The sequence below is a fragment of the Stagnihabitans sp. genome (assembly GCF_964946895.1).
In genome coordinates this window covers 1-18034 of record NZ_CBBQHX010000031.1, presented here as the reverse complement: position 1 = coordinate 18034, position 18034 = coordinate 1, and the positions used below count along the sequence as shown (strand labels likewise).

The 18034-nt window shown below is 65.8% G+C and carries 19 protein-coding genes and 1 tRNA gene; 13 read left to right on the top strand and 7 right to left on the bottom strand.

From position 1 onward, the window contains the following. Window positions 1-16: 16 nt before the first annotated feature. Together AC1Y2B_RS17350 and AC1Y2B_RS17345 are read right to left on the bottom strand one after the other, a co-directional pair. Window positions 17-1822 carry an ABC-F family ATP-binding cassette domain-containing protein gene (locus AC1Y2B_RS17350; protein WP_482254373.1) on the bottom strand — a complete coding sequence of 602 codons (1806 nt, stop codon included), beginning with the start codon at window positions 1820-1822 and terminating at the stop codon, window positions 17-19. 42 nt (window positions 1823-1864) lie between these two features. Then, complete coding sequence (locus AC1Y2B_RS17345) at window positions 1865-2602, bottom strand: GNAT family N-acetyltransferase (RefSeq protein ID WP_482254372.1); 738 nt, start codon at window positions 2600-2602, stop codon at window positions 1865-1867. A 99-nt stretch (window positions 2603-2701) separates the two neighbouring features. On the opposite strand from AC1Y2B_RS17345, the gene msrB reads away from it, so the two are divergent. Beyond that, entirely contained in the window at window positions 2702-3094 is a 393-nt protein-coding gene (gene msrB / locus AC1Y2B_RS17340; protein ID WP_482254371.1) for a peptide-methionine (R)-S-oxide reductase MsrB, read from the top strand. Window positions 3095-3204: 110 nt separating this feature from the next. Here msrB and AC1Y2B_RS17335 read toward each other — a convergent pair whose 3' ends face one another. After that, window positions 3205-3732, bottom strand: coding sequence for an outer membrane protein assembly factor BamE (locus AC1Y2B_RS17335; protein ID WP_482254370.1), 528 nt, complete (start codon window positions 3730-3732; stop codon window positions 3205-3207). A 238-nt stretch (window positions 3733-3970) separates the two neighbouring features. Here AC1Y2B_RS17335 and AC1Y2B_RS17330 point away from each other — a divergent pair, with 238 nt between their 5' ends. The 8 genes from AC1Y2B_RS17330 to AC1Y2B_RS17295 all read left to right on the top strand — a co-directional run bounded on the left by AC1Y2B_RS17330 (window position 3971) and on the right by AC1Y2B_RS17295 (window position 9818). Next, window positions 3971-4561, top strand: coding sequence for a YceD family protein (locus tag AC1Y2B_RS17330; RefSeq protein ID WP_482254369.1), 591 nt, complete (start codon window positions 3971-3973; stop codon window positions 4559-4561). Between the two features lie 173 nt (window positions 4562-4734). Beyond that, window positions 4735-4941 carry a 50S ribosomal protein L32 gene (gene rpmF, locus AC1Y2B_RS17325; RefSeq protein ID WP_482254368.1) on the top strand — a complete coding sequence of 69 codons (207 nt, stop codon included), beginning with the start codon at window positions 4735-4737 and terminating at the stop codon, window positions 4939-4941. A gap of 23 nt (window positions 4942-4964) precedes the next feature. Beyond that, window positions 4965-6128, top strand: a complete 1164-nt coding sequence (gene plsX / locus AC1Y2B_RS17320; RefSeq protein WP_482254367.1) for a phosphate acyltransferase PlsX — start codon at window positions 4965-4967, stop codon at window positions 6126-6128. Further along, window positions 6125-7096: a beta-ketoacyl-ACP synthase III gene (locus tag AC1Y2B_RS17315; protein WP_482254366.1), complete on the top strand. Its 972-nt coding sequence runs from the start codon at window positions 6125-6127 to the stop codon at window positions 7094-7096. The genes plsX and AC1Y2B_RS17315 overlap by 4 nt, the downstream gene beginning before the upstream one ends. A gap of 196 nt (window positions 7097-7292) precedes the next feature. Continuing rightward, a complete protein-coding gene (gene ihfA / locus AC1Y2B_RS17310; protein WP_482254365.1) occupies window positions 7293-7592 on the top strand; it encodes an integration host factor subunit alpha in 300 nt (99 codons plus the stop codon). A 15-nt stretch (window positions 7593-7607) separates the two neighbouring features. Further along, window positions 7608-8504, top strand: coding sequence for a MerR family transcriptional regulator (locus tag AC1Y2B_RS17305; protein WP_482254364.1), 897 nt, complete (start codon window positions 7608-7610; stop codon window positions 8502-8504). A gap of 59 nt (window positions 8505-8563) precedes the next feature. Continuing rightward, a tRNA-Pro gene (locus AC1Y2B_RS17300) sits at window positions 8564-8641 on the top strand. Between the two features lie 94 nt (window positions 8642-8735). Beyond that, window positions 8736-9818, top strand: coding sequence for a 2'-deoxycytidine 5'-triphosphate deaminase (locus tag AC1Y2B_RS17295; protein ID WP_482254363.1), 1083 nt, complete (start codon window positions 8736-8738; stop codon window positions 9816-9818). Window positions 9819-9942: 124 nt separating this feature from the next. On the opposite strand, the gene AC1Y2B_RS17290 is transcribed toward AC1Y2B_RS17295, so the two are convergent. Genes AC1Y2B_RS17290 through AC1Y2B_RS17275 form a run of 4 tightly spaced genes read right to left on the bottom strand, consistent with a single transcriptional unit; the run spans window position 9943 to window position 13468 of the window. After that, window positions 9943-10317, bottom strand: a complete 375-nt coding sequence (locus tag AC1Y2B_RS17290) for a hypothetical protein (RefSeq protein ID WP_482254362.1) — start codon at window positions 10315-10317, stop codon at window positions 9943-9945. Next, entirely contained in the window at window positions 10314-11546 is a 1233-nt protein-coding gene (locus AC1Y2B_RS17285; RefSeq protein WP_482254361.1) for a DegT/DnrJ/EryC1/StrS family aminotransferase, read from the bottom strand. The genes AC1Y2B_RS17290 and AC1Y2B_RS17285 overlap by 4 nt, the downstream gene beginning before the upstream one ends. After that, window positions 11543-12772, bottom strand: coding sequence for a TCR/Tet family MFS transporter (locus tag AC1Y2B_RS17280; RefSeq protein ID WP_482254360.1), 1230 nt, complete (start codon window positions 12770-12772; stop codon window positions 11543-11545). The genes AC1Y2B_RS17285 and AC1Y2B_RS17280 overlap by 4 nt, the downstream gene beginning before the upstream one ends. A 33-nt stretch (window positions 12773-12805) precedes the next feature. After that, window positions 12806-13468 carry an HAD-IA family hydrolase gene (locus AC1Y2B_RS17275; RefSeq protein ID WP_482254359.1) on the bottom strand — a complete coding sequence of 221 codons (663 nt, stop codon included), beginning with the start codon at window positions 13466-13468 and terminating at the stop codon, window positions 12806-12808. A 113-nt stretch (window positions 13469-13581) separates the two neighbouring features. Here AC1Y2B_RS17275 and glmU point away from each other — a divergent pair, with 113 nt between their 5' ends. From glmU to AC1Y2B_RS17255, 4 genes are all read left to right on the top strand, one after another. After that, window positions 13582-14931 carry a bifunctional UDP-N-acetylglucosamine diphosphorylase/glucosamine-1-phosphate N-acetyltransferase GlmU gene (gene glmU, locus AC1Y2B_RS17270; protein WP_482254358.1) on the top strand — a complete coding sequence of 450 codons (1350 nt, stop codon included), beginning with the start codon at window positions 13582-13584 and terminating at the stop codon, window positions 14929-14931. Continuing rightward, window positions 14931-16757 (top strand): glutamine--fructose-6-phosphate transaminase (isomerizing), encoded by a 1827-nt coding sequence (glmS, locus tag AC1Y2B_RS17265; RefSeq protein ID WP_482254357.1) that lies wholly within the window; start codon window positions 14931-14933, stop codon window positions 16755-16757. Before glmU ends, glmS begins: the two co-directional genes overlap by 1 nt. Window positions 16758-16783: 26 nt before the next feature. Continuing rightward, window positions 16784-17323 (top strand): pyridoxamine 5'-phosphate oxidase family protein, encoded by a 540-nt coding sequence (locus AC1Y2B_RS17260; protein ID WP_482254356.1) that lies wholly within the window; start codon window positions 16784-16786, stop codon window positions 17321-17323. A gap of 85 nt (window positions 17324-17408) precedes the next feature. Continuing rightward, window positions 17409-18034 (top strand): DNA alkylation repair protein (locus AC1Y2B_RS17255; protein ID WP_482254355.1); only part of this gene is annotated, 626 nt, incomplete at its 3' end.

The window sequence follows — 18034 nt, the reverse complement described above, 5'->3', positions numbered from 1 at the left end:
GGATGAATTGGAAAGGTCAGGCGCGGTCTGACAGGTCGAGCCATTCTTCTTCCGCGGCAGCGAGGGCCTCTTGCCGTTCGGTCAGCATGTCGGAGGCTTTCTGGAACTTCACCGGCTCGCGCTTGTAAAGCTGGGGGTCCGACAGCAGGTCCTGCAGCTTGACGATCTCGGATTCCATGCGGGCGATCAGGCCCGGTAGGGTATCGAGGCGCTTTTTCTCGGTGAAGGTCAGGCCCTCGGCGATGATCTTCTTGACGGGCTTGGGCGGTTCGGCGCTGCTTCGGGGCGCTTGGGCCACCGGGCCGGTCTCTTTCTTGCCGCGTTGGGCGGCGTAGTCTGACCAGCCGCCGGGATAGACCATCGCATGGGCGTTGCCCTCCAGCGCCACGGTTGTGGTGGCCACCCGGTCGATGAAATCGCGATCGTGGCTGACCAGCAGCACCGTGCCGTCATATTCGCCGAGGATGTCCTGCAACAGGTCCAGCGTTTCCACGTCAAGGTCGTTGGTCGGTTCGTCAAGGATCAAGAGGTTGGAGGGCTTGGCCATCAGCTTGGCCAAGAGAAGCCGCGCCTTTTCGCCGCCCGACAGGGATCTGACCGGAGCGCGGGCCTGCGCCTCGTCAAACAGGAAGTCTTTCAGGTAGGCCACGACATGCTTGGGATTGCCGCGCACCATGACCTGATCGGAATTGCCCGACACCGCCATCAGGGGATCGGAGGTCAGATTGTTCCACAGGCTGGCCTCGGGGTCGAGCCTTGCGCGGCTTTGGTCAAAGACCGCGATGTCCAACGAGGTGCCCAAGGCCACTGTGCCGGTATCGGGGGCCAATTCGCCGATCAGCATCTTCAGCAGCGTGGTCTTGCCAACGCCATTGGGCCCGACAAAGGCCACCCGGTCGCCGCGCAGGATGCGCAGGTCGAAGTCCTTGAACAGAACCTTGTCGCCGAAGGCTTTGCCCACTCCCTTGGCCTCGATCACCTTCTTGCCCGACGTGGTGCCCGAATCGAACTCCATCAGGGCCGTGCCCTTGCGGCGGATCTGGCTGGAGCGTTCGTCGCGCAATGCCGCCAGCGCGCGGACCCGGCCCTGGTTGCGCTTGCGGCGGGCGGAAATGCCTTCGACAGCCCAACGCGCCTCGGCCTTGATCTTGCGGTCCAGCTTGTGGCGGGCCTCGTCCTCGGCCTCCCAGGTCTCTTCGCGCCATTCTTCAAAGCCAAGGAAGCCCAGTTCCCGCCGCCGCAGCACACCGCGGTCAAGCCAGAAGGTCTGGCGCGTCAGGCGGTTCAGCAGGGCGCGGTCGTGGCTGATCAGGACATAGGCGGCGCGGGTTTCGTTCAGGAAATCTTCCAGCCATTCGATGGCGGCGATGTCGAGGTGGTTGGTCGGTTCGTCGATCAGCATCAGTTCCGGCGCTTCGGCCACCAGCTTGGCCAGCGCCGCCCGACGTTTTTCCCCACCCGAGGCCGAGGCCACCGGCGTATCCGGCTTGAAGCCCAGCCCTTCGGCGGCGACATCGACCCGGTAGCCCTCATCCTCGGGGATGCGGCTGCGGGCATAGTCGCCCAAGGTCGCAAACGCCGACATGTCGGGGTCCTGTTCCATATAGCCGACCGTCACGCCGGGCGAGACGACCCGCAGGCCCTTGTCGGCCTCGACCTGACCGGCCATCACCTTCATCAGGGTGGACTTGCCAGAGCCGTTGCGGCCCACCAGTGCCAGGCGGTCGCCGGGCTGGCAGGTGAGGGTGATGCCCTCGAACAAGGGGTTGCCGCCAAAGGTCAGCGACAGATCGGAGAGTTGAAGAAGGGGTGCGCGTGCCATGATGACCTGCCCCTAAGGCCAAGTGCTGCAAGGGTCAACCGATTAGCGCCCGGCAATGGCACGCAAGGCACGCGCACGGGCTTGGGGGACCTCTGCGATGGGCAGTGCCGTGAAGACATGCAGCGTGTCCAGATCGCGGTCGATCACGGCATGGTCCGAGACCCAGCCGCCCATCGCCAGATAGGTCCGCAACAGCGGCGGCAGGCCCAAGGGCGCGCCGGGACCTTTGGGCAGATCCACCCGCTCGGCGGCGCGGGGGGCGGGGATCAAGGCCGGGGGGCCGATGTGGCGGCGCAGGGCCGCCAGGGCCGGCAGGTGCGGTGCCGGGTCCGCGCCGACAAAGCTGGAGCAGCCGAACAGCAGCGCGACCTTCTCCTCATCGACAATCGCGGTCAACGCCCCCCAGATCAGCCGCAGGATATCGGGATCATGGTGGCCGGGATGCAGGCAGAACCGGCCCATCTCCATCCGCGCGCCCGCAAACCGGGCCAGCCGGGTCAGGTCATAGACCTGTGCGGCATAGCTGGCCGACAGGCTTTCGCCATCGGCAAAGCCAAGGATGCGGCAGCAGGCAACCAGCGCGCCGGCGCTGTCGCGCACGAGCAGATGGCGGCTGACCGGGTCGAAGGCGTCGCTGTCATGACCGCGAGCGCCCGCAGCCCCGGTGTCACCGCCGATCGGACGGCGAAAGGCCAGATGCCGCAGCGCCTGCGCCTCGGTCAAATCGGCGTCGCCGGACACCAGGCAGACGGTGTAGAGCCCCCGGGTGATGGGCTGCATGGGGTCTGTCTTCCTTCACGCTTGCGCGGGCTGCCTTGAAGGGCGCTTGCACGCGGGCCGCAACGCCCTAGATTTGGCCCACATAGTCTGGAGGATGCAATGGATAAGGTCGTGAAAACCGATGACGCGTGGCGCGCAATGCTCGATGACCTCGCTTACAAGGTCACCCGCAAGCATGCGACCGAACGTGCGGGCACTCATGACGCCTTCCCCAAGGGCCCGGGCATCTATCGCTGCGTGTGCTGTGATGCGCCCCTGTTCGATCAGGCGACCAAGTTTGAAAGCGGCACCGGCTGGCCCTCGTTCTACGCCCCGCTGGATGCCGAGATGGTGGGCGAGCAGTCCGACAATTCATGGTTCATGAAGCGGACAGAGGTGCATTGCAACCGCTGTGCCGCCCATCTGGGCCATGTCTTCCCCGATGGTCCGGCCCCTACGGGCTTGCGGTATTGCATCAACGGCGTGGCCCTGACCTTCGAGCCGAAGGACTGAGCCACCTGCCTTTGCCCGCCGTGTCCCCCTTGGGCCGCGCCATCATGCCGGGGCGGGCAGTCTGCCCGCGCCGCAGTCCGGCTGCGCCGCGGCGTCATGCCGTGACAGTGTTACTTCTTGAGCATCGACGCCGGGTCGATATGGCCGATGTTGGAGAAGATCTGGGCCAGTGCGCTGCGGCCCTTGATCGGCTCGGTGGTGATCCGGCGGGAAATTGCGATGACCTCGCCCTTCTCCAGCCCGAATCGCTCGATGTTGGAAACCTTGCCGTTGGCATCAAAGCTGATCGCCACCACCTGCCGGTCGATTTCCTTCGGCGCATGCGCCCCCACGGTCTTCCAGCGGCTTTGGACGTAGAACCATTCCACATCGCCGATCAGCCCCTCGGCCGACGGACGGCCGAGGAAGGCCGAGACCGAATCACGGGTATCGACCCCGGTCTTCAACTCGGCAAGGTCCTTGTCGTCAGGCACATAGCCGTGATTGGCGTAAAGCGGCACGCAGGCGGCGGCCACGACCACCGCAAGTATGGCCAAACCCCTGCGAAAGGCCGTCCCGAAGGGGCCCGCGACACCTGTCAAGATCGCGGCTTTGCGCCTGCGGCCCTGTCCATCTTCCTGTCCTGCCTCAAACGCCATGCCTTCCCCTGCCCTGTCAGGTCTAGATCTGTCTTCCTAAGCCCAAGCCGTCGCGCCCTTTCAGACACGCCGCCTTGGCCAAGCCGATCTTTCGAACCATCGCCGGGCCAGCGATCCCTCTGAATGCGAGGCTTACATCATTGAGGGGGCTTGGTTCAAGAAAGGAACGCTTGACCCCTGCCCCGCAGCAGTTCTAAGCCCGCGCCAACCGTCTCGCGCCCTTCCAAGGAGCTTCGCCATGACCCATTCCGCAAATCCGCCCGCCCCGCCCGCTGATGTCGCCCTGCCCAGCCTGCCCTTCAAGGTGGCCGCCATCGCCGGGCGCACCTCGACCCATGTGCGGTTTCGCCCCTCGGCCCCCGAACGCAAGCTGATCGCCGATGCGCTGGATCTTCTGGATCTGCCGCAGCTGGAATTTGACGGCGAGATCCGTCCCGCCGGCAAGCGGGACATGGAGCTGACCGGCAAACTGGTGGCCCGGGTGGTGCAACCCTGCTCGGTCACGCTGGAGCCGGTGACGACGCCGATTTCGGAACAGGTCCGCCGCCGCTATCTGTCAGACTATGTGGTGCCCGAAGACAACGAGATCGAAATCCCCGAAGATGACAGCCAGGAAGCCCTGCCCGAGGTGATCGACGCCGCGGCCGTCGCAATCGAGGCGCTGGCGCTGGCGCTGCCGATGTATCCCCGCGCCCCCGGTGTGGAATTGGGCGAGGCGGTCTTTACCCAACCCGGCCTCGCACCGCTGCGGGAAGGCGATCTGAAGCCCTTTGCCGGCCTTGCCGGTCTGGTGCTGAAGCCCAAGGGCGAGGCGGACGGAACCAAGTGACGGCGCCCGGCCGTGGCGCGGCATCCGGTCCAACAAAAGGACTTGCGCCCGGCCAAAATCCGTCTATGTTCCGCGCCTCATTCACAGGCATCCAATTGGCGCGGCCTGACCGGGCTTGCCCGTTGAAAGTGCCAAGAAAACAGGGGCCTGTCCCCAAGAACCTTAGGTGAGACATGGCTGTCCCGCAGACCCGCACGACCTCCTCGAAAACCGGCATGCGTCAATCGCATGACGCCCTTGTGGCCGCCAACCCGGCAGAATGCTCCAACTGCGGCGAGCTGAAGCGCCCGCACCACGTCTGTGGCGCTTGCGGCCATTACGATGCCCGCGAAGTCGTGGCAGCCCGCTCCGCCGTGGTTTCTGACGAGGACGCGGCGTAAGCCGCTTCCGTCGGGCAGTTCCCATGTCCCAAGCGAGCCAAGGCCGTGACGCCGAAGGCACGTCCAAGACGGCGATGGGAGCCATTGGCCTGACCTCGGATCGTATAGTACTTTCGGTCGACGCCATGGGCGGCGACCGTGGACCGGCGGCAGTTGTCGCCGGTCTTGCCATTTGCGCCCCCCTGATGCCGGATGCCGAGTTCATCCTGCATGGCGAAGAGGGCGAACTGGCCAAGCTTCTGGCCCGCCAGCCGGTTCTGACCGGTCGCGTTCTGATCCGTCATGCCGCGCGCGTCGTGACCATGCACGACAAGCCATCTCAGGTGATGCGGCACGGCGACGGCACCTCGATGTGGGGCGCTATCGACTCGGTCCGGTCGGGCGAGGCCAAGGTGGCGGTGTCCTGCGGCAACACCGGTGCGCTGATGGCCATTGCGATGATCCGCCTGCGCAAGCTGCCCGGCGTCAACCGCCCGGCCATCGCCTGCCAATGGCCCAGCCGCAATCCCGGCGGCTTCAACCTGATGCTGGACGCTGGCGCCGACTACAAGGCCGACGCCGCCGACCTGTTGCAATATGCCATGATGGGCGCCTCTTATGCCCGCAACGGCATGGGTCTGCAACGGCCCCGGGTTGGCCTGCTGAACGTGGGCACCGAGGAACACAAAGGCTCGGCCGAACTGAAGGCCGCCGGTGACCTGATCGCCGCCGCCGCCACCAAGGGTGATTATGAGTATATCGGTTATGTCGAAGGTGTGGATTTTCCGTCCAACCGGGTTGATGTCATCGTGACGGACGGGTTCACCGGCAACGTGGCCCTGAAGACCGCCGAAGGCACGGCGCGGCTGATTTCCGATTTCCTGAAAGAGGAACTGAACGCCACGCTGTTCTCCAAATTGGCGGCGGCGCTGTCGATTGCCTCGCTCAACCGTCTTCGCAAGCGGATGGATCCGCGCCGCTCGAACGGCGGGGTGTTTCTGGGGCTGAACGGAATCGTCGTGAAATCGCATGGCTCGTCGGATGCCACCGGGGTCGCTGCGGCGGTGGACATGGCCTATAGGCTGGCAAAAAGCGGTTTCCGCGAAAGGCTTGCGGCGCGGGTTGCATCCACCCTGCCCTCGGGGCAGAGTGCCGCCGAAGGGGCCGCCACAATGCCCCGAGACGTGGGAGCGGGGCAACCGGAATGACATTGCGCGCCGTGGTCCGGGGCGTCGGGCATTATCTGCCCGAACGCGTTGTGCCCAATGCTGAACTTGAAACGCTGGTCGAAACCAGTGACGAGTGGATTCGCAGCCGCTCTGGCATCGAACGCCGCCACTTCGCGGCGGAGGGTCAGACGACCTCTGATCTGGCCACCCAAGCCGCCTTGGCTGCCCTGGCCAATGCCGGGCTGCAGGGGTCCGATATCGACGCGATCGTGCTGGCCACCTCGACCGCCGATCTGACCTTCCCCTCTGCCGCCACCATGGTGCAGGCCAAGATCGGCATGACCGGCGGCTTTGCCTTCGATCTGCAGGCGGTTTGCGCGGGCTTCGTCTATGCCCTGTCGACCGCCAATGGCATGATCCTGTCGGGTCAGGCCAAGCGCGTGCTGGTGATCGGGGCAGAGACCTTTTCCAAGCTGATGGACTGGAACGACCGCGGCACCTGTGTGCTGTTCGGCGACGGCGCCGGCGCCCTGGTGCTGGAGGCGCAGGACCTGCCCGGCACCTCGGCGGACCGCGGTGTGCTGGCGACAGACCTGCACTCGGACGGGCGCTTCAAGGACCTGCTTTATGTCGATGGCGGTGTGTCGACCGGCGTCACTGGCAAACTGCGCATGCAGGGCAAGGAAGTTTTCCGCCACGCCGTGGAAAAGCTGGCCGAGACCGCGCATGCCGCCTTGGACAAGGCCGGATTGACGGGCGAGGATGTTGACTGGATCGTGCCGCATCAGGCCAATATCCGCATCATCGAAGGCACGGCCAAACGCATGCAGGTGCCGATGGACCGCGTCGTGGTGACGGTGCAGGACCACGGCAACACCTCGGCCGCCTCGATTCCCTTGGCGCTGTCGGTGGGCGTGCAGCGCGGCCAGATCAAGCAAGGCGACCTGATCGTGACCGAAGCCATCGGTGGCGGTCTGGCCTGGGGCGCGGTGGTTCTGCGCTGGTAACGCGGGACTGCGGGGTTTCAGACGCTCCGGTCCCGCGATCCGGTCCCGTCACGGCCACTTTCTGCGTCGGGTGAAATCGACGTTCCTGTCCTGTTCCCTCCATTGCATGGCATCTAAAGAACGCGTCCCAAGCCATTGTTATTGACTCGCAATTTGATCCGGCCCATCCTTTGCGCGCAACATTCGGGGGGACAGCATGGCTGAAAAGACACTGACACGTATGGACCTGAGCGAATCGGTGTTCCGCGAAGTGGGCCTGTCGCGCAATGAATCCGCGCAACTGGTGGAATCGGTGCTGCAGCATGTGTCAGACGCGCTGGCCGCCGGTGAGACGGTGAAAATCTCCTCCTTCGGCACGTTCTCATTGCGCGCCAAGACCGCCCGCGTCGGTCGCAACCCCAAGACCGGGGACGAGGTTCCGATCTCACCGCGTCGGGTGCTGACCTTCCGTCCCTCGCATCTGATGAAGGATCGCGTGGCGGGCGGCGGCAAATAAGGGCGGTCAAGCCGGATGGACAAAGCCCCGGACGCCTTCCGCACCATCTCTGAAGTCGCCGAAGTGCTGGAAACGCCGGCCCACGTGCTGCGCTTTTGGGAAAGTCGGTTTCCCCAGATCAAGCCGGTCAAGCGGGCGGGCGGGCGGCGGTATTACCGCCCCGCCGATGTTGCCTTGCTGTCCGGCATCCGCCAGCTTCTGCACACCGAGGGCATGACGATCCGCGGCGTGCAAAAGGTGCTGCGCGAACAGGGGGTGCGCCATGTGGCCTCCTTGGGCGGTGATGTCAGCGATCTGGATCTTGAGTCCGGCGACGATCTTGATCTGGTGGCAGAGCCTGTCGAGGAACTGGTGGCCCCGGTGCCGCGCCCGGTCGTGGTGCCGATGATCAGCCCGCAGCGCCGCCCGCCTGACACCCCCCCGGCCCAAAGTGCAGCGGTTGAACCGCTGTTCCCGTTGGAGGAGCCGGTCCCCGCGCCCGAACCCCTTGCCGGCGCGGGTCCGCTGCGCCGCACGCCCGAAGTGCCGCGTGACGGTGATGGCGGCTTCATCGCCTTCTCCAGCCCGCGTGGCCCGCGCCAGAAGCCCGCAGCGGACCCCGCCCAGCCCTCTTTGCCCTTCGAGGCGGAAGCCCCGCATGTCTGGGTCGAGCCGGAACCCCAGCCGGGGGCCGAGGTGACAGCCTTCCTCCCCAGCGCGGCAGAACCGACCGACGCCGATCCCACCCCGGACGCGCCTGTCAACATCGCCGCACAAGTGCCCGACCTTGCAGGCATTTCCGCCCGTCTGCGCCAACTGGCCCGACCGCTGTCGCCGCAAGGTCTGGCGGCACTGGCCGACCTGCACTCACGGCTGGGCCTCTTGCATGCCCAGATGGCCGAGACGCAGCGCCTGCGCCGTCCCACCGTTTGAGAAGATGAATTTTCCCGCTTGCCCCCGCCCGGATAATTGCTATGAAGCGTCACGATCGTCGGGTCGTAGCGCAGCCTGGTTAGCGCGTCCGTCTGGGGGGCGGGAGGTCGAGAGTTCGAATCTCTCCGGCCCGACCATTAACAAATCCGCTCGTGAGGTTTCGGCCTTGCGGGCGGTTTTTTGTTTGAAATGGCTGGCTTGGCCGGACAGTCCCAGCGGAAGGCGTGCCTGATGATCCCCACCGGTGTTCTGCCTGCCCAGGCGCTGCGCGAGTTGATCGCGGTTGGGGCCATTGCCGCAAACCCTGCGGTCGAGCCCGCACAGGTCCAGCCCGCCAGCCTGGATCTGCGGCTGGGCGCCAAGGCCTACCGGGTGCGGGCTTCGTTTCTTGCCGGGGCCGGCCGCAAGGTCGCCGACCGGTTGGACGAATTCACCATGCACGAGGTGGACCTGACCCGCGGCGCGGTGCTGGAAAAGGGCTGTGTCTATGTCATCCCCCTGATGGAGGCGCTCGCCCTGCCCGAGGGGCTGTCGGCGGTGGCCAATGCCAAGTCCTCCACCGGGCGGCTTGACCTGCTGACCCGCACCATCACCGATGGCGGCGCCGAATTCGACCGCATCCCGGAAGGCTACCACGGCCCGCTTTATGCCGAGGTTTGCCCGCGCAGCTTTTCTGTCCTGGTCCGTCCCGGCCAGCGCCTGAACCAGATCCGCTTCCGGCGCGGCCATGCCACGCTGTCAGATGCGGCACTCCGCCAGCTGCACGACGCCGATCCGCTGGTCTCCGGTGACCCCGTCATCTCCGAAGGCCTGGGGTTTTCTGTTGATCTGCGCCCCGCCACCGGGGATCTACTGGGCTACCGCGCCAAGCCGCACACCGGGGTGATCGACCTCGACAAGATCAGCCACTACCCCGCGCGTGAGTTCTGGGAGGAGGTCCGCGCCACGAACGGCCAGATCATCCTCGACCCCGGCGCCTTCTACATCCTTGTCAGCCGGGAAGCCGTCACCATCCCGCCCGACTACGCCGCCGAAATGGCGCCCTATCTGGCCATGGTCGGCGAATTCCGCGTCCATTACGCCGGATTCTTCGATCCCGGCTTCGGCCACGCCACCGCCGGCGGTGCCGGTTCGCGCGGCGTGCTGGAAGTCCGCTGCCACGAGGCGCCCTTCGTTCTGGAACACGGCCAGGTCGTGGGACGCCTTGTCTACGAACGCATGGCGACCCGCCCCGACACGCTCTATGGCACCGGCATTGCGTCGAACTATCAGGGCCAGGGCCTGAAACTCGCCAAGCAGTTCAAGCTCGGCTGACGCCCCTTTCATCCAGGCGAAAATATCCCACGGGGAGCGCGAGGGGTGTGAAACCCCTCGCTTCTGGGCGTGGAGCGCGAGAGGGGCAAACCCCTCGCTACGCCCTCGCCCCTCGTCCCCAGCGTCACGCGCGCAGCAACCGCACCACGCAGGCGCCTTGCACAAGGATCTGCGGCAACCAGATGGCCCGCTCGGCGCTGGCCGGTGTGATGGCCAGCAAGGCCGCCTCCAGGCCCAGAAACAGCGCCACCGCCCAAAGACTGGCCGGCGGGATCCATGTCACCGCAAGGTCACCCGCCTCGGCCACGATCCGCCCCATGACCAGCAGCACCGCGATCGACACTGCCGCGGCGATGCGCCCGGCCACGGGCAGCGCACCGGGCCAGCGACCGGCCATCGTGGCCGCGCCGAACGGTGCCCCCAAGACCAGCGCCGTGTGAAACAGCAAGGTCACCGCCGCCAGCGCCAGATAGATCCGCGCGGCGGTGGTTCGGGTCATTGGATCGCCGGAGCCTCTCCGCCTTCCGGCTCCGGCCCCTGCCCCACCGCCAAGGCTTCGGCGCGCAGGATGCGGGCGATGACGACGCAATCCTGCGGTGTGAAGGTCAAGGGCAGGCGCAGGTCGATCAGACTGGCCAGGATGCGGTCGGTCTGGGCCAGGCTTTGCGGGCTGGCATAGCGCCAATGGTCATAGCGCGAGGTAAAGGCCACCGGGTCCTGCGCGCCAAACCATTTCACCTCAACCCCGCGCGCCACGCAGCGCTGCAAGAACAGGGCGATGCGGGCGGGCGACCAGTCTGGCAGGCGGAACTGGAACGAGGAGCCGACGAAGCTTTCCGCAGCCGGCCGCTGCACCAGCACCAGCCCCGGCGTGGCCTGCAGGCCGGCCTCCAGCGTGCGGTACAGCGTGTGCCAGCGCGCCACCCGGTCGCCCAGCTGTTTCAACTGCGGCCGCAGGATCGCCGCGCGCAGATTGTCCATCCGGCCCGAGACATTGGGCGTGACCATCCGCACCGCCTCGAAAGCTTCGGCCGGGGGGGCGGCCAGATGCTTGCCGTACAGCATGTAGCTGCCCGACAGCAGCACCGCCCGCGCCATCAGCTGGGCATCATCCGAGATCAGGAAGCCACCCTCACCGGAATTGATGTGCTTGTAGGTCTGCATCGAATAGCAGGCCACCGCGCCATGCCGGCCCGAGGCGACGCCGTTCCACGATGCCCCCATCGTATGGGCGCAATCCTCGATCACCGTCAGCCCCAGACCGTTGCACAGGGCCATCAGCGCCTCCATGTCACACAGATGGCCGCGCATATGCGACAGCATCAGCAGACGCGCGCCCGTGGTCCGGGCCTTGGCCGCCAGATCCGCAAGGTCGATAACCAGATCTTCGGTCACCTCGACAAAGATCGGGCTGCCGCCGACGGCGGCAATCGCCCCCGGCACCGGGGCCAGCGTGAAGGCGTTGGTCAGCACCGGCTCGCCCGGCCGCAGATCCAGCGCCCGCAGCGCGCAGCCAAGCGCATAGCCACCCGAAGCCACTGCAAGGCAATAGGTCGCCCCGGTCAGGGCGGCAAACTCCTGCTCCAGCAGTGCGGCCTCGGCCACTTCTCCGGCGGCGGTGTTGTAGCGGTGCAGACGGCCGTGGCGCAGGACCGCCACGGCGGCCTCGATGCCCTCGTCCGGGATCGGCTCCTGCTGGGTGAAGTTTCCGGTAAAGCGTTCCGTCATGCGGCTCCCTCTTCGCGGTCATGTCCGATCAGCCACAAGAACAGGCCAAGTGTAACAAGCATGCCAGCCCCGGTGATGAAATACGACACGTTGGGCGATTGGATCGGGGCGGCGTCTGTCATGAAAAAGCCGAAGGCCTGTGCAAAGAACACGGTTCCCAGCAGCATCGCCACATTCATCAGCGCCGACAGGCCGCCCTGCAACTCGCCCTGTGCATTTTCCGGCACGCGTTTGGACATCAGCGCGGTCAGCATCGGATGGATGAACCCCTCGGGCCCATGCACGAACATCAGCACGATCACCATCGGCAGCGAGGTGACCAGACCATATCCCGTCGCCGCCAGCCCCGCGCACAAAAGCCCGATGGCAACCGAGCGTCTTTCGCCAAACCAGATGACAAAGCGTCCGGTCAGCCCGCCCTGAAACCCCGCCATGATCACGCCAAACAGCGCCAGAGACCCGCCGATCATCGCCTCGGACCAGCCAAAGCGCACCTTGGCCCAGAAGGGCCAGATCGCCGGGTAGATCGAGGTGAAGAAGAAGAACAGCGCCAGCACCAGACACATCGGCACCACGCCATGATATTGGCGGAACACCTTGAACGCCCCGAACGGGTTGGCCCGTGCAAGGCTGAACGGGCGGCGGTTGGCGGGGGCCAGGGTCTCGGGCAGGACGAAGATACCGTAGATCAGGTTCAGGCCGGACACCGCAGCAGCGGCATAGAACGGCACGCGGGCGCCAAACTCGCCCAGCAGGCCGCCAATCGCCGGGCCGATGATGAAGCCCACGCCAAAGGCGGCACCCAGGGTGCCAAAGGCCTTGCCGCGCTCTTCGGGCGTAGTGATATCGGCGATATAGGCGTTGGCGATCACCCAGGACGCGCCACAGATCCCGGCCAGCGTGCGGCCAAAGAACAGCCAGCCGACCGAAGGCGCCAGCGCCTGCGCCAGAAAATCCACCCCAAGCCCGAAGATCGCCAAAAGCAGCAGCGGCCTGCGCCCGAAACGGTCCGACAGGTTGCCGATCAGCGGGCCGAACAGGAACTGGGCCACCGAATAGGCCCCAGCCATCCAGCCGCCGATCTTGGCTGCCTCGGCCAAAGACACATGCGCCACCTCGCCGATCATCTTGGGCAATACCGGGATGATGATGCCAAAGCCCACCATGTCCAGAAGCACCGTGATCAGCACAAAGGTGAAGGCATGGCGAGAGGGGGCAGCGGTCATGGAGGCTCCAATGCAGGCAAGCCTTGGACTGTCTCAGGAAATCAGGCGTTGGGCAAGCGCGGGCAGGTCGTGGTAATGGTGCAGCAGCGCGTCGGGTTCCAGGCGGGTGATGGCATGGCCCTCGGGGCCGAAGGTGACCAGCACGATGGGCACCCCTGCCGCCCGCGCCGTATCGCGGTCGGTTTGCGTGTCGCCGATCAGAAGCGAGCGGGCCAGCTTGCCCCCGGCCCGCTCCACCGCCGCGACATAGGGCAAGGGATCGGGCTTGCGCACCGGGAAAGTATCGGCCCCGACCAGCGCGTCGAACAGATCCGCGATGCCAAGGCGCTTGACCAATTCCACGGCCAGACCCTCGGGCTTGTTGGTGCAGATCGCCGTGGCATAGCCCGCCTGGCGCAGCGCCTCGACTGCGGCGATTGCGCCGGGATAAAGCTGGGTCTCGCGGTCCAGCACCTCGGCATAGGTGGCCAGAAGGCGGGGGTATTCGCGGCTGACGTCGTCCTCGGTCCAGCGCAGGTTCAGGCGCGAAAATCCCAGCCGCAGCATGGCGCGTCCGCCATGAAACGCCGTCAAGGCGTCCTGCGGCCCCAGCATGGGCCCATGTCCCAGCCCTTCAAAGCAGGCGTTCGCCGCCGCCAGCAGATCCGCACTGGTATCTGCCAAAGTTCCGTCCAGATCAAAGACCACGGTCCGCATGATACCTCCTATGGACAAGCGCCCTACCCCACTGAAACATGACGTGAGCCTCTGCCCCCTTGCAGTGCAGCCCTTGCGGGGTAAAACGAGGGAAAGACAAAGGAAAGAGGCATATGCAGGTTTCATTGATCGTATTGGCGGCGGGCATGGGCACGCGGATGAATTCCGACATCCCCAAAGTGCTGCATCCGCTGGCCGCTGTGCCGATGCTGCACCACGCACTGTCGACCGGCCGCGCGCTGGAGCCGTCGCGGGTGGTGGTGGTGACGGGCCATGAGGCCGAAGCCGTGGCCAAAGCCGCCCGCGGCTTTGACGAAGCCATCGAGACCGTGGTGCAGGACCCGCAACTTGGCACCGGCCACGCGGTGGCCCAAGCCGCGCCATTGCTGGCCGAGGCGGAGGGGGAGGCCATCGTGCTCTATGGCGACACGCCTTTCGTGCGGGTGGAAACGCTGCAGGCGATGCTGGAAGCCCGCGCCCGCCATGCCGTGGTGATCCTTGGCTTCGAGCCGAAAGACCCCGGCCGCTATGGCCGCTTGATCGTCGAAGGCGAAGAGCTGAAAGCCATCGTCGAGTACAAGGAAGCGACCGAGGCGCAGCGGGCGATTACCCTCTGCAACTCTGGCGTGGTCTGCGCCGAGGCGAAGACGCTGTTCCGGCTGGTGGCGCTGGTCAAGAACGAGAACGCCGCCAAGGAATACTACCTGACCGACATCGTCGAACTCGCCCGCGCCGAGGGCCTGTCGGTCGGCTATGTCACCTGTCCCGAGGCCGAGACGCTGGGCATCAACACCCGCGCCCAACTGGCCGAGGCCGAAGCCGCCTTCCAAGCCCGCGCCCGCTTTGACGCGCTGGAGAATGGCGTCACCCTGACCGCCCCGGAAACCGTGTTCTTCGCGCTCGACACCTGGATCGGCCGCGATGCCGTGATCGGCCCCAATGTGATCTTCGGGCCGGCGGTGACCATCGAATCCGGGGCCGAGATCAAGGGCTTCTGCCATCTGGACGGCTGCCACATCTCTCGCGGCGCCACCGTGGGCCCCTTTGCGAGGCTGCGTCCGGGCGCGGAACTGGCGGAGGATGTCCATGTCGGCAACTTCGTCGAGATCAAGAATTCCGTGCTGGATGAAGGCGTCAAGGTTGGCCATCTGACCTATCTCGGTGACACGCATGTGGGGGAATTCACCAACATCGGCGCGGGCACGGTGACCTGCAACTATGACGGCGTCCTGAAATACCATACCGAGATCGGCAAGAACGCGTTCATCGGCTCCTCCACCATGCTGGTGGCGCCGGTGACGGTGGGCGATGGGGCGTTGACTGCCTCGGGATCGGTCATCACGCAGGATGTCCCGGCCGAGGCCATGGCACTGGGCCGCGCCCGCCAAGTCAACAAGCCGGGCCTTGCCACCAAATTGTTTGACCGTCTCAAGGCGATCAAGGCCGCGAAAGGGAACGCATAATGTGTGGAATTGTGGGCGTTCTTGGTCTGAACGAAGTGGCCCCCCTGCTGGTCGAGGCGCTGAAGCGGCTGGAATATCGCGGCTATGATTCGGCCGGAATCGCCACGGTCAACCAGGGCGCGCTGGACCGCCGCCGCGCCGTGGGCAAGCTGATCAACCTGTCCGACCTGCTGGTCCACCAGCCGCTGGCCGGCAAGTCCGGCATCGGTCACACCCGCTGGGCGACGCATGGGGCGGCCACCACCTCGAACGCCCACCCGCACAAATCTGGCCCGGTCGCCGTGGTCCACAACGGCATCATCGAGAACTTCCGCGAGTTGCGCACCGAATTGACGGCGGCGGGACTGTCGTTCGAATCGGAAACCGATACCGAAACCGTGGCCCTGCTGGCCCGATTCTACATGGATCAGGGCCGCACGCCCGTCGAAGCCGCCCGCGAGACGCTGAAACGCCTGCACGGCGCCTTCGCCCTCTGCTTCCTGTTCGACGGCGAAGATGACCTGATGATCGCCGCCCGCAAAGGCTCGCCGCTGGCCATCGGGCATGGCGACGGCGAGATGTACGTGGGTTCGGATGCCATCGCCCTCGCGCCGATGACCGACCGCGTGACCTATCTGGAAGAGGGCGACTGGGCGGTGATCACCCGCAAGGGCGCGCAGATCTTCGACGCCTCGGACCGGCTGGCCAACCGCGCCGAGACCCGGATTCAGATCGACAGCACCCGGATCGAAAAGGCCGGCTACAAGCACTTCATGGCGAAAGAGATCGCCGAACAGCCCGTGGTCATCGCCGACGCGCTGCGCCATTACGTGGCAGGTGGGGTAAGCAACCCCACCCTACGCTTGCCTTCCGGCGTTGATTTCACCGCAGTAGACCGGCTGACGATGGTGGCCTGCGGCACGGCTTCTTACGCCTGCCACGTGGCAAAATACTGGTTTGAGCAGATCGCGGGACTGCCTTGCGAGGTCGATATCGCCTCGGAATTCCGTTACCGCGAACCGCCTTTGTCGGACAAGGGCTGGGCGTTGTTTGTCAGCCAGTCGGGCGAGACGGCGGATACTCTGGCAGCCCTGCGCTATGCCAAGGAGAAGGTCGCCAAGGTGGTGGCGGTGGTCAATGTGCCGACCTCTTCCATCGCGCGGGAATCCGATCTGGCTTTGCCGATCATGGCCGGGATCGAAGTGGGCGTAGCCTCGACCAAGGCCTTCACCTGCCAGTTGACGACGCTAGCCCTGCTGGCCTTGAAGGCGGCGGTGGACCGGGGCCGTCTGGACGCCGCAGGTCTGGCGCGGCACTTGGGCGACCTTGCCGCGCTGCCGGGGCTGATGAACCACGCGATGGGGCTTTCGGGCGAAATCGCCATGATCGCCGAAGAACTGGCCGAGGCGCAGGACGTCTTGTTCCTCGGGCGCGGCGCCATGTATCCGCTGGCGCTGGAAGGCGCGCTGAAACTCAAGGAAATCAGCTACATCCACGCCGAAGGTTATGCGTCAGGCGAACTGAAGCACGGGCCGATCGCGCTGATCGACGCCCGGGTTCCGGTGATTGTTCTGGCCCCTCGGGACACCCTGTTCGACAAGACCGTGTCGAACATGCAAGAGGTCATGGCCCGCCACGGCAAGGTGCTGTTGATTTCCGACGCGCAAGGCGTGGCAGAGGCGGGCAAGGGTGTCTGGCGGGCGCTGACCATGCCGCAGGTCTCGGGCCTCTTCGCGCCGATCCTCTATGCGGTGCCGGCGCAGCTTCTGGCCTATCACACGGCCATCGCCAAAGGGACGGATGTCGATCAGCCGCGCAATCTGGCCAAGTCGGTCACGGTGGAGTAGCCTTTCGCATCAGCACCGGGGGCAACATGGCCAAGCAATTCGACGGTTTCACCGAGGATCACCGCGCTTTCGTGGCCGAACAGCACATCTTCTTCGTCGCCACCTCAGCCCCCGATGCCCGCCACAACCTGTCGCCCAAAGGGATGGATGCGCTGCGCATCCTGTCCCCCAACCGGCTGATCTGGCTGAACCTGACCGGCTCGGGCAACGAAACCGCCGCCCATCTGCCGCTTGACCCGCGCATGACGGTGATGTGGTGCAGCTTCGGTCCGCGCCCGCTGATCCTGCGCGCCTATGGGCAGGCGCGGATCCTGCATCAGGACGATGGGTCGCTGACCTCGCAGTTCCCCGCCACGCCCGGCGCAAGGCAGATCGTGGATATGGCGGTGACCCTGGTGCAAACCTCGTGCGGCTATGCCGTGCCCACGATGGACTCCCCCGCCGAACGCCCCGTCCTGCGCAGCTGGGCTGAAAAGCAGGGGCCAGAGGGGCTGCGCACCTATTGGGCCACCCGCAACCGCCAGTCGATTGACGGCCTGCCAACTGGGATCGAGGCCAATCTTTAGCCGCGCGCCGGTTGTAGCGCAGGCCGCAATCGGGCAGAAGGGCCCGGTGGCGGGCACTGCTGCCCCCCTGACGAGGAAGCTGGACATGACCCTTCAAGACGCGCTGGCCCAACTGGAGTCGCTTGCCGACCCGACGCGTGCCGAGGGCTCTGCCGCCTATCACAAGGTGGCGCGGCGCTATCTGGGGGTGACGGTGCCGCAAATCACCGAATGCGCCAACGCGTGGCGGGCCGAACTGGATGTGCCGGGCCGCGTGGCGCTGGCCTCTGCCCTGTGGGACACCGACATTCATGAAGCGCGGGTCGCGGCGGCGAAGCTGCTGACGCAGGCGCGGATTGCCGAGGATGGCGCGGTCTGGGCCTTGATCGCCTCCTGGGTGCCGCAGTTCGATGCCTGGGCGATTGCCGATCATGTCTGCGATGCCGGTGGGCGGCGGCTGATGGCGGACCCCTCGCGTCTGGACGAGGTGGAGGGCTGGACCCTGTCGCCGCTGATGTGGGCGCGCCGCGCAGCCCTGGTCATGACCCTGGGCTGGACCAAGCAGAATTTCCCCAAGCCCGCCGACCTTGCCGCACGCGAGCGAGTGTTGGGCTGGGCTGCCCTTTACACCGCCGACAAGGATTGGTTCATCCAGAAGGCCATTGCCTGGTGGCTGCGCGATCTGTCCAAACACGACCCCAAGCGCGTGGCGCTTTGGTTGGCCGAACACGG

Excerpts from the sequence above, each read along its gene's own strand:
- AC1Y2B_RS17350 (WP_482254373.1), bottom strand. The coding sequence starts at position 1,822 with ATGGCACGCGCACCCCTTCTTCAACTCTCCGATCTGTCGCTGACCTTT.
- AC1Y2B_RS17345 (WP_482254372.1), bottom strand. The coding sequence starts at position 2,602 with ATGCAGCCCATCACCCGGGGGCTCTACACCGTCTGCCTGGTGTCCGGC.
- msrB (WP_482254371.1), top strand. The coding sequence starts at position 2,702 with ATGGATAAGGTCGTGAAAACCGATGACGCGTGGCGCGCAATGCTCGAT.
- AC1Y2B_RS17335 (WP_482254370.1), bottom strand. The coding sequence starts at position 3,732 with ATGGCGTTTGAGGCAGGACAGGAAGATGGACAGGGCCGCAGGCGCAAA.
- AC1Y2B_RS17330 (WP_482254369.1), top strand. The coding sequence starts at position 3,971 with ATGACCCATTCCGCAAATCCGCCCGCCCCGCCCGCTGATGTCGCCCTG.
- rpmF (WP_482254368.1), top strand. The coding sequence starts at position 4,735 with ATGGCTGTCCCGCAGACCCGCACGACCTCCTCGAAAACCGGCATGCGT.
- plsX (WP_482254367.1), top strand. The coding sequence starts at position 4,965 with ATGTCCCAAGCGAGCCAAGGCCGTGACGCCGAAGGCACGTCCAAGACG.
- AC1Y2B_RS17315 (WP_482254366.1), top strand. The coding sequence starts at position 6,125 with ATGACATTGCGCGCCGTGGTCCGGGGCGTCGGGCATTATCTGCCCGAA.
- ihfA (WP_482254365.1), top strand. The coding sequence starts at position 7,293 with ATGGCTGAAAAGACACTGACACGTATGGACCTGAGCGAATCGGTGTTC.
- AC1Y2B_RS17305 (WP_482254364.1), top strand. The coding sequence starts at position 7,608 with ATGGACAAAGCCCCGGACGCCTTCCGCACCATCTCTGAAGTCGCCGAA.
- AC1Y2B_RS17295 (WP_482254363.1), top strand. The coding sequence starts at position 8,736 with ATGATCCCCACCGGTGTTCTGCCTGCCCAGGCGCTGCGCGAGTTGATC.
- AC1Y2B_RS17290 (WP_482254362.1), bottom strand. The coding sequence starts at position 10,317 with ATGACCCGAACCACCGCCGCGCGGATCTATCTGGCGCTGGCGGCGGTG.
- AC1Y2B_RS17285 (WP_482254361.1), bottom strand. The coding sequence starts at position 11,546 with ATGACGGAACGCTTTACCGGAAACTTCACCCAGCAGGAGCCGATCCCG.
- AC1Y2B_RS17280 (WP_482254360.1), bottom strand. The coding sequence starts at position 12,772 with ATGACCGCTGCCCCCTCTCGCCATGCCTTCACCTTTGTGCTGATCACG.
- AC1Y2B_RS17275 (WP_482254359.1), bottom strand. The coding sequence starts at position 13,468 with ATGCGGACCGTGGTCTTTGATCTGGACGGAACTTTGGCAGATACCAGT.
- glmU (WP_482254358.1), top strand. The coding sequence starts at position 13,582 with ATGCAGGTTTCATTGATCGTATTGGCGGCGGGCATGGGCACGCGGATG.
- glmS (WP_482254357.1), top strand. The coding sequence starts at position 14,931 with ATGTGTGGAATTGTGGGCGTTCTTGGTCTGAACGAAGTGGCCCCCCTG.
- AC1Y2B_RS17260 (WP_482254356.1), top strand. The coding sequence starts at position 16,784 with ATGGCCAAGCAATTCGACGGTTTCACCGAGGATCACCGCGCTTTCGTG.